Origin of the sequence: Candidatus Alcyoniella australis (assembly GCA_030765605.1) — a bacterium.
In the GTDB taxonomy this organism is placed as follows: domain Bacteria; phylum Lernaellota; class Lernaellaia; order JAVCCG01; family Alcyoniellaceae; genus Alcyoniella; species Alcyoniella australis.
This window is the reverse complement of sequence record JAVCCG010000019.1, coordinates 45,666-58,302: the sequence shown is the minus strand read 5'-3', so window position 1 is coordinate 58,302 and position 12,637 is coordinate 45,666. Positions and strand designations below refer to the sequence as shown.

Annotated in this window: 8 protein-coding genes; 6 read left to right on the top strand and 2 right to left on the bottom strand. The window is 66.3% G+C overall.

The features are described from left to right. Positions 1-4 precede the first annotated feature (4 nt). On the bottom strand, positions 5-1,561 hold the full coding sequence (locus P9M14_02285) for a hypothetical protein (protein ID MDP8254555.1): 1,557 nt from the start codon (positions 1,559-1,561) through the stop codon (positions 5-7). Next, the gene (locus P9M14_02280; GenBank protein ID MDP8254554.1) at positions 1,558-3,057 is read right to left on the bottom strand and encodes a HEAT repeat domain-containing protein; all 1,500 of its coding nucleotides are present in this window, start codon (positions 3,055-3,057) and stop codon (positions 1,558-1,560) included. The genes P9M14_02285 and P9M14_02280 overlap by 4 nt, the downstream gene beginning before the upstream one ends. 312 nt (positions 3,058-3,369) lie before the next feature. Here P9M14_02280 and P9M14_02275 point away from each other — a divergent pair, with 312 nt between their 5' ends. From P9M14_02275 to P9M14_02250, 6 genes are read left to right on the top strand one after another with little or no spacing between them, the layout of a single operon-like run. Further along, positions 3,370-5,418, top strand: a complete 2,049-nt coding sequence (locus P9M14_02275) for a glycosyltransferase family 39 protein (protein ID MDP8254553.1) — start codon at positions 3,370-3,372, stop codon at positions 5,416-5,418. A gap of 33 nt (positions 5,419-5,451) precedes the next feature. After that, positions 5,452-7,053 carry a glycosyltransferase family 39 protein gene (locus P9M14_02270; protein MDP8254552.1) on the top strand — a complete coding sequence of 534 codons (1,602 nt, stop codon included), beginning with the start codon at positions 5,452-5,454 and terminating at the stop codon, positions 7,051-7,053. Then, positions 7,031-8,518 (top strand): glycosyltransferase family 39 protein, encoded by a 1,488-nt coding sequence (locus tag P9M14_02265; protein MDP8254551.1) that lies wholly within the window; start codon positions 7,031-7,033, stop codon positions 8,516-8,518. The genes P9M14_02270 and P9M14_02265 overlap by 23 nt, the downstream gene beginning before the upstream one ends. Then, on the top strand, positions 8,515-9,513 hold the full coding sequence (locus P9M14_02260) for an SGNH/GDSL hydrolase family protein (GenBank protein MDP8254550.1): 999 nt from the start codon (positions 8,515-8,517) through the stop codon (positions 9,511-9,513). The genes P9M14_02265 and P9M14_02260 overlap by 4 nt, the downstream gene beginning before the upstream one ends. Further along, the gene (locus P9M14_02255) at positions 9,510-10,535 is read left to right on the top strand and encodes a GDSL-type esterase/lipase family protein (protein MDP8254549.1); all 1,026 of its coding nucleotides are present in this window, start codon (positions 9,510-9,512) and stop codon (positions 10,533-10,535) included. Before P9M14_02260 ends, P9M14_02255 begins: the two co-directional genes overlap by 4 nt. After that, positions 10,532-12,607 (top strand): glycosyltransferase family 39 protein, encoded by a 2,076-nt coding sequence (locus P9M14_02250; protein ID MDP8254548.1) that lies wholly within the window; start codon positions 10,532-10,534, stop codon positions 12,605-12,607. The genes P9M14_02255 and P9M14_02250 overlap by 4 nt, the downstream gene beginning before the upstream one ends. Positions 12,608-12,637 lie beyond the last annotated feature (30 nt).

Here is a 12,637-nt window from a genome sequence, read left to right as displayed (position 1 = left end):
CGGCCTATTTCACCGGTTCGTCGCGAGGCATTGCAAGCAACGAGTGTACGAGATTCCGGATTCCCGGACCGATTCGCGGGTCGAGGGTTTTACAAAGCAGGTCGGCATACTCGGCGATTTGCTCGGTACTGAAGTAGCCCTCGCGAGCGGCCGAGACCAGCATCCCCAATTGCACCAACTCATAGAGCCTGCTGCGCGAGAGCGGCAGGTCCAGCGGTTGGTCGTTCTGGTGGCAGGCGTAGCCCACGCCCACGGCACAGGCCGCGCGAACGGGCTCGGGCAGGTCGGCGCAGGTCATCAGCTTCTGCTCCAGCGGATCCGTGCCCGCCCCGTGAGCCTCGCCGAACCCGAAGGCAAAGGCCGCGGCGCTGCGCGGATTGAGCGCCGAGACCAGCTCGCGCGCCTGCGTAGAATCGTTGCTCCAGCTCATCCCGGCCTCGACCAGGTGGCTGACCCGATCGTAACCCGGGCCGAGCAGCTCCGGGCGATCGAGCGTTGCGGGCGAACGCAGCAGGTCCAACTGGCCGAACAGCCCGGGCAGTAGCAGTGCGGTTACGGCAAGCACGCCGAGCACCAGGCTCGAGCGCAGTAACCTGCGGCACAGCGCGGCCACGGGCAGGGCCAGGACCATCGCCAGGGCATCGAGCAGGCGCGAGTCGCGGGCCGCGACCACCACGCCGAGCACCACGATCCACAACACCATGCAAGCAGCCTGGGCGCGCCTGTAGGGTTGCTGTTTGCGGGTCCGCTCGTACACGGCGAGCAATCCCAGCAACGCGGGGAGCGAGGCGGCCAGCCAGAGGATATCCGGTTGGGCCGCGACCCTGATCACCAGCGCCTCGGGGCCGAAGAAGCCCGAGGAGAGCGGCGGCTGTTTCAACAACAACAGCGGCAGCGTCCCGACAGCCGTGCCGGAAAGCAAGAGCAGCGCGCGCCGACGCAGCAGGAAGTCGGCGTCACGAATGATGGCCAATCCCAGCGGCACAAGAACCGGCGCCAGCATGGCGTTGTCCACGCTCACCGCCAGCCCCGAGAGCAGCCCCCATAGCAGCGGCCAGCGTACGCGCCCGTGCGGGTCCTCCAGCGTGCGCAGCGCCGCGTAGAGCGCGCCGAGTCCCGCGGCCAGGCACGGCAGCGCGGGACCGCGGGCGTAGGCCGCGGCGAGAAACGCGCCGGGCGGCATCAGCACGCAGAACACAGCGGCCAGGGCCGCGCCGCCGAGCCCCTCGAGTCGTCCGGCCAGCAGCACGATCAGCGCCGCGCTGATCGCGCCGAGGGTCAGCGCGCCGGCCTTGAGCGAGATCGCGGTCTTGCCCAACAGTAAAAACCAGGGGAGCGCGGCGAACGCCAGGGCCAGCGAGCCCAGCCCGTGTTCGGCCGCGTGGTAGCCCCACAGCGGCAGCTCGGGCCCTTCGAGCAAGGCGTTGGCGATCGAGCCGGTCACGAGCTCCTCGGCAAGCGAGGGCTGACCGCCGAGAGTCGGAACGGCCAGCCGCGTGGCGAACAGCAGTAGGGCACAGGCCGCGGCAATGGCCGCGGCGCCGTGTTGTGTGCGGCTCACGGGATGACCTGGATCGATGAGCTGTCGTCGCTACGCAGCTCGGGGCCGATGTTCGGGGCCAGCACGCAATCGATCACCCTGATCCCGTTGCTCCCCTGGTCGGCCCCCACGCCCCGGATGCGATTGTCGACGATCGTGCTGCCGTAGAGCGTGCCGCGGTCCGAATCGTAGAGGAACAGCACACCGTCCACTCCGTTGCCCGACGAGCGGCTGTTGCTGATCAGCGTGTCCGGACTCGAGCGCACGCTGATCCCCTGAAATCCGCAGTCGCTGACCTGCGAATCGATCACCGTGCCCATTGGCGCATAGTAGAAAAAGATGCCGTGGCGTCCGGCCTGCTTCACGGTGCACTCGCGGCATACCCCGTTGGGCGAGCGGTCGAAGTCGATCCCGCTGTCCGCGGCCATGCGCACGGTGAAGCCGCTGACCTCGACGTACGGTGCGCGGTCCACGCGGATGCCGTCCTCGATCGTGCTGACCCACACGCCGTCGCCGACCTCGCCGCGAATCATCAGCGAGCTGCCCGTGTACCAGGCGGCGCTCTCATCCTCGGAGGACTCGTCGGTCAGCCGGATCTCGCTTTGCGCGTCCAGCCCCTGGGCCAGTATCCGCAACGGACGCTTTGCCAGCGGCAGCTCGTAGCGCGCACCTCGATCGGACTCGACGCGATGCAACTGGGGCAGCGGATAAAATTGCGCGGCTTGGATCAGCGGCGCGGGCTTACCCGGCCAGGCGCTCAGCCGCGTGGGGCAGCCCCGGTCGCCGCGGCCTGTTGGACCGATCAGCACGCTTTCATTAAATGGTGTCTGCTTTTCGCCCGCAGTGGCATAGATCGTCATCCCCTGTTGCGGCTCGAGCAGCGCGGTTGCCGCGGCCAGGGTGCGCAGGGGCGCGGCCTTGGTTCCCAGGTTGGAGTCCTTGCCCGTTGTGGCGTCGACGTAGATCGAACGGCCGCGCTCGAGGCAAGCCGCGTTGGGCCGGTCTCTGAGAAAATCAAGATCTGCTTGGCGTCCGGCCAGGGCCGGTACGTGGATCTGCGGGCCGAAGCGGGCCAGGGCCTCGAGGGCCGCCGCCCGTACTTGCGGTTCGGGATCGTCCAGGCCCGAGGCGATCAGCGGCGCGGTCTCCGGATCGTTGATCAATCCCAGGGAACGCAATGCAGCGGCGCGCACCCCCGGGTCAACGTCGGCCACCGCGTGCCTCAGCGCCTCGATCGAGCTGTACTCGCCGTAGTTGCCCAGAGCCGCGGCGCACAGCTCGCGCACCCGCGGGTCGACAGCCGAGACCGTGCGGCTCTCCACAAGCGTCAGTAGCCGCGGATCGCGTTGCAGACCGGCCAACAGCGCGGCCGCCCGGCGTTCGAAGTCCAGCTCGTCCGAGGAATCGCTGAGCACCTCGATAATCTGTTCCACGGAAACGTCGGTCAGATCGGGGTGCGGTTGCTCGATCGGCGCCAGGGGCTGATCAATGGTCTGCGGGCCGCAACCGGGAAGCACCAGGAGGCACACCAAGCATATGCATAGTGCAAGCGCGACGGTCAGAGGGCGGATCGTAATCAAATCGATAAATTCTAGCCTGGATTCTTCATGAGGTTCTACTACGGCGCACAATATATTCGCAATCACTGCGTCATCCTCGCTGATCCGTCCTCGACGTACTGCAGGGAGTACGCCTGCAGAATATCAGCTCGGCTTTCTTGTTCTTGCGGCATCTTACACGCCTCGTGAACGAACCTCATAAACACCCCAGGCTAGCACGGTCGTGGTGAGCTTTGCAGGCCGGATCGCCGATGATAGAGTTTCGGGCGTATGACCGGAAAACAAAGGCATATCGCGCTGATCCTACTACTGACGGCCGGGGCGGCCGTGCGCCTGTGGTTTATGCTGCGCGTGCCGATGCTCGACAACGACAGCGCCGGGCTGCTGCTGGCCGCGAACAACCTGGTCCAATATCGGTTGCTCACGCCGATCAGCCCGCTGCCCACGCTGATCGTGGCCGGGCTGATCGCGCTGCTGGGCGTGGACGTACTCTGGGCGCGACTGCCCGAGCTGCTGGCGTCCATCGGCTCGCTGTGGCTGGTCTACGCGCTGACCGCAAAGGTCGGCACGCGGCGCGCTGCGCTGTACGCCGTGGCCCTGCTCGCGCCGTTGCCGCTGGCCGTGTTCTACGGCGGGATCGTCAAGGTCTACTCCCTGGGATCATTTCTGTTGCTGCTGGCGCTGTGGTTGTGCTTCCGCGCCCAGCGCGACCGCGGCCTGCTCTACGGAGCGCTGGCCGGGGTCGCTGTCGTGGCCGCGTTTCTGTGCAAGACGTTTCTGGCGTTTGCGATTTTGCCCATCGGCCTGGTGGCGCTGGGGCTGCTACTGCGCGGACGCCGCAACAAGGGCGAGGGCTGGAGCGCCGGTCCGCTGATCGCCGCGTTGGCAGCGTTCGGCGTGATGATGATTCCCATTGTGCTCTGGCGCATGCCCGCCGACGCTACGGGCGGAAGCGACCTGCTGCTCTCGGTGCTCAACGACTACCAGGTCGATTGGCTGACGCACTACTCGTGGCAGGCCTGGAGCGGACGTTGGATCGGGCTGGTCAACTACCACGCGCTGAGCTTGGCACTGCTGGTGCCCGCGGCGCTGGCCGGACTGTTCCTGGCGCGCTCGGGCTCGACCGCCGGGCGGGCGCTGTTGATTCTGATGCTGCTGGCGAACCTCGGTGTGCTGCTGGTCAACCCGGTTAACCACTTCCCGCGCACGGCCCTGCCCATGGCCGGCGTGCTGGCGCTGTTCGGCGGCATTGCCCTTGATCGTGCAGGTCGTGGTCCGGTCTGCGGATTGGCCGTCGCCTCGTTGATCGCGGCGGCGCTGTTCTTTCGCCAGCGCGTGGTGGGAACGCCGCTGATTGTGGACTTCGTCGGCCTGACCCAAGCCGGATCGATCGTCAAGGCGCTGGGGTTGTTCGTGCTGCTGACGCTGTTGGTCGCGATCCCTTGCGGCCTGCTGCTGCGGCGTACGCCCAAGGGTTTAGCTACCATTGCGGCGATCGTCGCGCTGGTTGCCAACGCCGCATGGTGCGTGCCGTTCACCTTTGATTCGGCGCAACGCCAGTTGCTCGAGTTCGGCCCGCGGCTGCACGCGGCGCAGCATAGTTATGACTCGCGCTCCATCGGCGGCACCGACCTGGCGTTGCTTCAGTCTCCGACATCAATCCCCACGCTGGTCGACCTGCCGCAAGAACGTCTGGCCGACCTGGCTGCAGGCGACGTGCGCGCGGCGCTCGATCCGTTGCAGCTACGGACCTTAGTGTTGACCGATCCTCTTGATCGCCACGAGCGCACGGTGTTCGAGCTGTTCGCCGCGGATCGCGGGTTCGAGGCGATCGAGCTTAACGCGCACCTGCGGCGAACTTCGCGCGATCTGGACCGCGTGTACGATAACGGCATAGCCGCCGCGTTCGTGCTGCGCAACGGCGAGTTCGATCCGCCGCGCACCGCAGACGCCATGCGTCCGCCCTTGGCCTGGGGTGCGAAATGGCCCTGGATTAAAATCATCGGCTACGAGCAGTATCTGCATGACGCGGACCCGAGCGGACCGACCCTGCGGGCTTGCGCGCCCAGCGCTACTGGCGGCACGTTGCGCCTGGTTTTTTGGCAGGACTGCCTCTACCCGTTTGAGGAGCGTCTTACCGTGCACAGCCCCGGCGCACGCGATGTACAGCTAGCGGCCGGGCAGTGTATCGAGCTCGATCCGCCCGCCGGCTTGAGTTCACACTGCCGCGTGGGAGCGATCGCCGAGTTCAGCGGCTCGCCGCGTCCGCTCGAGGTGTTCGTCAATCCGGTCCAAGGGCCGGGAGGCGAGCTTCCTTGAAGCCCTCGGGCACGCTGACTAAGATTGGGCCCAATGGCCACAATGCCTGAGCCCCCGCGCCGACTGTCGCAAAAGCGGCGAGAGCGGCTGATGCTGCTGGGGATCGTCGCCTTTGCCGCGCTGTTGCGCGCGATCTTCCTGGCCTGGATGCCCAACGTTTTCAGCCAGGAGGGCGAGAGCTACAGCCGGATCAATCTGATGCTGACCTGGCTTGGTCAGGGCAGTTCCTATCCCGACACCAACTTCGGCCCGCTGCATACCTGGTTCGTCTACGCGATCACGCTGCCGTTTGATAACGTGGTTTGGCCGGTGCGCGCGGTCCACGCGATCTGCGGCGTGCTGACTGTGATCCCTCTTTTCTACATGGTGCGCGCGCTGTACGGCACGCAGACCGCGGCCTGGTCCGCGCTCTACCTTGGCGCGTTTCACGTGCACCTGCGCGCCTCGGTGACCGGGCTGGCCGAGGCGCCGTTCGTGCTGTGCCTGTTCGGCGGGCTGTGCTTTGCAATCTTGGCGTTGGTCCAGCGCCGTGTACCGCTGCGCTGGATCGTGCTCTCGGCCCTGCTGCTCAACTTGGCGGGAGCGTTTCGTTTCGAGGCCTGGCTCTTTTTGCCGCCGCTGTGTCTGATGCTGCTGGCGCGCAGTGCGCCTAAGGCGATCTTATTCGGCGCGCTGAATTTAATCTTTCCGCTGATCCACATGGGCATGTGCTATCGCTTCGCATCCGAGCCCAAGACCGTGCTCGACGCACTGAGCTTCATGCGCACCAGCGGCACCAGTTTTTTGCAGTACATGGTCCACCTGCCGCTGTCGTACCGGCTGTGGGCCTGGCCGCAGGCGTTCTGGATTGCGCTGACTCCGCCGGTTGCAATCCTGGCCCTGGTCGGCCTGGTCTGGAGCCTGGCGCGCGCTGTTGCCGCGATTCGACGTCGCGGTCGCAACCTGCTGCTGGGCGTACTGCCCGTGCTGTTCCTGTTCAACATCGCGGTATTCGGTATGCGCGCGATCAAGGGGACCATCGACCCGGCGATTTACCGCTACACCCTGTCGATGGACCTGCTGCTGATTCCGCTGGCCGTGTACGGCGTGCGCGAGGGGATCGCCGTGCTGCGCGCGCCCCGGGCCTGGCGCGGCACGTTGCTGGCAGTCGTAATGCTTTGCTGCACGGGCTGGACCCTGGCGGTCGCGTTGCAGCAGACGCGGGACAACGCCTACCCCGACGACGTGGTGGCGATGGTCCAATGGATCCACGACAACGGCGGCGGCCAGACGATCATCACCGACCACGACTACCACCCCTACCTGATGGTCCAGAGCGGACTGCCGCAAGGCAGCTTCGTCAACCTGATCTGGACCGGCGAGCTGCGCAACGAGCTCGACCGTGAATTCTACGAGCGGATGTGGGTCGAGTCGCGGCCCACGCTGCTGATCCTCGACCACGACTGCAACCCGGACATCGGCGGCAACTGCGTGGTGTTCGATTTACCCCGGCAGGGGTCCGACGCGATCGAATTCGAGGGTCGCCGTTTCGAGCGCGCGTTCGCCCAAGGCGACTACTCGATCTTCCGCATCAGCTATCCCGACGCGGGCAAAGACTTTGAAGAGGACCACGGTGAACAGTCGGCGGATCGCTGAGCCGTTTTACGCCCTGGGGCTGATCGTCGGCGCGCTGCTGCTGCGCCTGGCGATCATCGCGGTGAGCGACAACGCGGTCTCCAGCGAGCAGGAGGCCTACTCGCGGCTGAACCTGATGTTGCAGTGGCAACGCAACCCCGGGATCTATCCGCAGCTAGAGTTCGCGCCGCTGCACACCTACTGGCTGGCCGCCTGCTATTACGGCCTGGGGCGCAGCGTCTGGGCCGTGCGCCTGGCCACGGCCGCGCTCTCGGGCGTAGGGCTGTGGGCGCTGTGGGACGTCATGCGTCGGCTTTGCCGTGGCCGTACCGCGCTGCTGGCCCTGGCTCTGGCTGCCATCGCCTACATCCCGGCCGCGGTCTCCACGGTCAGCCTGGCCGAGGGGCCCGCGTTGGCGCTATTCTGCCTGGCGTTGAGTTGTTTTGTGCGCGCCAGTGCGGCGCGCCGAACTCCTGACTGGGGCTGGCTGGTTGCCTGCGCGTTGCTGCTCAATCTGGCCGGGGGCTTCCGTTTCGAGGCCTGGGCTTTTGTGCCGCTGCTGGCCCTGGCCCTGTGGCGTACGCCGCGCGCCGCGTTGGCCTTGGCCGCCATGGGTGCGGTCTTTCCGCTGATTCACATCGGCGTGTGCTGGTACAAGCTGGGCGATCCGCTGCACTCGCTGCTCCTGCCCTCGCAGGTGGCGCAGATCCAGGAGTTGGGCAAGCCCGCGGCCCAGCGGCTGCTGGGTTGGCCGCTGGCCCTGCGCGCCGCACTGGGCTGGGGCGTGCTGTTGCCGGCGCTGATCGGTGTTGTGGTCTGCCTGCGCGAACGTAGGATGCGGCTGCTGCCCTGGCTGGTGCTGCCGCTGCTGGCGTTGCTCGAGCTGCGCGCCTATGGCGGCAGCATGGCGCCGGACCTGCTGCGCTACTCGACGATGGTCGGCGTGCTGATCTGTTGTATTGCGGCCTGCGCCTTTGACCCGCTGCTGTCGGGCCGCAAGGCGCTACGCCTGATCGGGACGATTGTCGCGGCAGTTGTGCTCTTGGCAGCGGGGATACACACGGTGTGCGGACTGAACGAACAGCGGATCGAGACCGGATTGGGCAGCGGACCGCGTCAGGCGGCGCGGCTGTTGCGCACCCAGGCCGGGGAGCACGACATGCTGCTGACCAGCCAATCGTTCCACGGATATTTGGCCGTGGAGTCGGGCCTGCGCATCGAGCAGATCCGCTTTCCCGAGTGCACCAGTGTGCCGCACAGTGCGCCGTGGGCCCAGCAGCGCGACTGTCTGGCCGACGATCTGGCGCGCAAGCTCGTGGGGCTCGATGTGACCTACCTGGCCCTGGACTCGTCGGACGAGGTGGTGCGCGCGCTAATCGCGGCCAACGGCAATGCTATAATCCCCGCTGACAGCCTGTTGGTTTTGCACAACCTGGTGGAGCAGGGCGCCTTCGCCCTCTACCGCGTGGACAGAAGAGGCGAGTGATTAAACTCAAGCTCCCACCGTTGGTGATTCGGCCGCTGCAAGTGCTCACGGCGATCGTCTGCCTGGTCATTCTCGGCGAGCTGTCGCTGTACCTGATCGGCTACGAGGGCAACCCCGCGGCCTGGGACGTGCGGCTGCAGATCGCGGACCACAAGGTGGGCGTGCCCGACGACCTGCTGTTTTGGCGGCCGCCGATCGACCCCAGCTTTCCCGATGACAAGATCAAGGTGCTGTGCGTCGGTGACCAGGTTGGGCTGGGACCGCAAAGCGGCGGCTGGCCCGAGGTGCTGCAACAGCGGCTGCTCGATTTGCCGCTGGAGCGACAGGCCGCGATCTTCAACGGCTGCGTCGACGGCTACAGCTCGACCCAGGGCCTGCGCTACGTGGAGCGCCACCTTGGGCTGGAGCCGGACGTGATCGTCTCGTGCTTCGGCGTCAACGACTACCAGACCGCCAAGCTCGGACTGCCCGACGACCAGTTTCAGCATCCGAGCAGCAGCACGATGAGCTTCCGTTCGCGGGCTCTGCGCTCGCGCGGCTATCGCTTTTACCGCGAGGTGCTCTACGACCTGCGGCGGATCTTCAAAATCGGCCAGCGCGAGAACGTGCTGCGCGTGAGCATCGACCGTTTCGAGGGCAACATGGACCGGCTGGTGCAGCATGGCGAAGTCGACGGGATCGACGTGTTGCTGATGACCAGCCCGGCGCCGAACCTCGATCAGCAGTGGCTCGCCGAGCACCGGCGTTACAACGAGCGGCTGCGCAAGGTCGGCCGCGACACCGGTGCGCCGGTGATCGATCTTGAGCAGACCTTCGAGAGCAACCTTAAGCTGTTCATCGAATCCGAACGCCACCCCGAACGCCTCTCGCCCGAGGGGGCCCAGGTGATGGCCCTGGCCGTGCGCGACGCGTTGCTAAACAGCGGCGTGGTGCGCCTGAGCATCGACGGGTTCAAGCCCAGCGGCATCGAGGGTGCGGAAAACGCCGAACGATGAGAGCGGCCAAGCAGCGCAACAACGCCACCGGCCCGGCGCGATCGATCGTCTTTTGCCTGTTGGCTTTGCTGCTGTTCCTGGCCCTGGCCGAGGGCGCGTCGCGCCTGGCGTTCGATCCGCGGGACCTCGAACAGTGCCAGGGCGGATTCAACAATCCGCACCGCGATCAGCCCAGTTCCTTTGAGCGCGACGACTACCTGTTCTGGCGGCTCAAGGCGCCCAACCCCGGTTGGCACGTCAACGCCCAGGGGTTTCGCGGCGATTCGCTGAAGCGCGACAAGCCCGCGGACACGCTGCGCGTCCTGTGCCTGGGCGACTCGTGCACCTTCGGTCTGGGGCCCGACGGCGGCGTGCCCTGGGATCGCACCTACCCGCAATTGCTGGCGACGCTGTTGGCCGAAAAAATGTCCGGCGTGCGCGTGGAGACGATCAATGCCGGTGTGCCCGGCTACAGCTCGTTCCAGGGACTGCGCTACCTCGAGTCCGAGCTACTGGCCTACAAACCCGACGTGGTGACCGCCTACTTCGGCATCAACGACAGCTACGAGGCGCGCTGCTTCCCCGACCGCGATCAGCGTGTGCTCGATCGCGTGCCCCAGGCGGTGGGCGGAGTGCAGCGGCTGTTGCGGCATTCGCGGTTCTACCTACTGCTGGGCAGCCTGGTGCGCGGGCTGCGCGTTCGGGATAGCGAGCTGCGTCCCGGCGCCGAGTACCTCGAGCGCGTGGAGCCCGATCAGTACCGGGGCAACATCGCGGCCATGCGCGAGCTGGGCCGCCGCCACGGATTTCAGTTGTTGCCGATCCAGGCGCTGTACCTCGACGGGGACGGCGCGATCCACGGCCTTCAGGAGTGGTCCGCGCCCGGCGCGCTGAGCTGGGCCGACCAGGCGCGCGAGCTGGCCGACCGGGGCGAGGCCGTGATCTATCCCGCGCCGGACAACGTGCATCCCACCGTTGCGGGACACGCGCTGCTGGCGCGGCTGCTGGCCGAGTGTCTTGCGCCGCAGCACGATCGGCCATGAGCCGCTTTAAGCGTTGGGCTCCGCGGATCGCGCTGCTGGCGCTGCTGGTCTACCTCGGCGCGTGGAACGTCGCCTTTTTCACCATCGACACCCGACCGCCGAACAACAACGAGCTGAACCACATCCTGCACAGCGTGGATATGTGGCTGTGGTCCGACACGCGGCCGGGGCTCTACAACGCCTACATCCAATCGTTTCTGTTCTACCCGCCGATCACGATCGTGGCCAGCGCGTTGTACTACGCGGTGGGACCCTCCTACGACGCGGCGATGTACGTGCAGACGCTGTTCTTCCTGCTGTGGCTGATCGGGATCTACATGTTCTGCGGCCGGGCATTCTCGCCCTGGAGCGGGGTGCTGGCCGCCCTGGTGCTCGGCACGTTCCCCAGCGTGCTCGACGTCTCGCGCCAGTTTCTGCTCGAGATGCCGATGGCCGCGTTCTCGGTCTGGGGCGCCTGGGCGCTGCTGCGCAGCCGCGGGTTCGAGCTGCGGCGCTGGTCGCTGCTCGCCGGGCTGATGATCGGCCTCTCGATGCTCTCCAAACAGACGTTTTTCGTCTATGCGTTGGGACCGGCGCTGGCCGTACTGATCCGGGCGATCCACGGCAGGTTGCGCAATCCGCCCCGTGCCCAACGCTCGCGCGTTAAGCCCTGGAGCGTCTGGCGTTGGCTGGTGCTGCTCGTGATGTGCTGGGCGATTCCGTTGCAGCTCTACATTGGGCCCGGCGGCGTCCATCGCGAAGCGCTGGCCTTTGCCTTTCACGGCATTGATCTGCACGGCATCGATCCCGCGCCGCTGCTGGTGGCGGCCAGCGGACTGCTGGCCACGTTGCTGGTGGTGATGCTGCGCCTGCGCTCAAGCCCGGTGCGCAACGTGGCGCTCAGCGCGCTAAGCCTTACATTGACGGCCTCGGTCTGGTACTTCCCCCACGGGCTGGCGAGTCTGTTGCGCTACATCGGACAGATGCAGGCCAACGTCGAGGCGACCGAGAGCGTCAACCTGGCGGTGCTGGCCGACTTCTACGGCATCTACCTCGACCAGTACTATCTGGGCTACGTCAAGCTCTGGCTGCTGCTGGCGCTGCTGGGCACGCTGGCGATCGGATTCGGCCTAAGCCGGGTCAGGCGCTTGGATCTGCGGCTCGAGACGCCGTCCGAGGCGCAGTGGACTTGGACGATGATCGTGCTCTGGCTGCTGATTCCGGTGGCGGTGTTCCTGGTGCTGCCGATTCAAAACGAGATGAACCTGGTGCCGGCGATGGGCCCGGCCGCGGTGCTGATCGCCGGGCTGTTCTATCAGGTGCGGCTGCAATCCAGCGCCGGGGGGCGGCCTGTAGGAGCGTCGCGCAAGCTGATCGCAGGCAACCGGGTGGTTCTGCGGACATTGCTGTGTGTGCTGATCGTCGAGTCGCTGCTGTTCCCCACGTTCTTCAAGCGCGACGATAATAGTTTTCGACCGCTGCCCATCGAGTGCGGTCGCGAGCGCGACCACCTGTCGCTGATCCGCGGGCTCTCGCCCGGATCGTGGAAGGGCGAGCAGCCGCTGATCATCCGACTGCGCAGCTTTTTGGTGCGCCGCGGCTTCTACCTCAAGTTCGGCGACTTTCGCTATTTCATCCCCTTTGAGGAGGATTGGCAGCTCGAGCGGATCACCCGCGTGCTCGAACGCCACGGGCTGGCCGAACATCCGGTGCTCTCGCCCGAGCAGGGCTTCTACTTCAGCTTCAACGGGCTGATCTTTTACCTCAGCTGCGCCGGGCACCACGCCAACGTGGTCGCCTGGTTCAACTCGGAGCAGCCCGCCCAGGGCCGTACCCTCGACGATGCGGTGCATGAGCTCTCGCAGTTCGACGCGGTGATTGTGCGCGAGGGGCTGCCGGACAACGAGCACGAGGTAACCGGCAAGGGCGGCGCAGGAAGCGACCGCGACCTGACCCTACGCGCGCTACGCTCGGGACGGCCCGAGGATAGCGGCGGTTTGCAATTCGTCCAGCGCCTCAGCCTGCCCGAGGGCACGTCGGTGCTGGTCTACTTGCGCCTGCCGCAGAACAACGATAACAACCCGGATAGTTAATCTGACGATATTGAGAAAAAGGAGCGAACG

Excerpts from the sequence above, each read along its gene's own strand:
- P9M14_02275 (MDP8254553.1), top strand. The coding sequence starts at position 3,370 with ATGACCGGAAAACAAAGGCATATCGCGCTGATCCTACTACTGACGGCC.
- P9M14_02270 (MDP8254552.1), top strand. The coding sequence starts at position 5,452 with ATGGCCACAATGCCTGAGCCCCCGCGCCGACTGTCGCAAAAGCGGCGA.
- P9M14_02255 (MDP8254549.1), top strand. The coding sequence starts at position 9,510 with ATGAGAGCGGCCAAGCAGCGCAACAACGCCACCGGCCCGGCGCGATCG.
- P9M14_02250 (MDP8254548.1), top strand. The coding sequence starts at position 10,532 with ATGAGCCGCTTTAAGCGTTGGGCTCCGCGGATCGCGCTGCTGGCGCTG.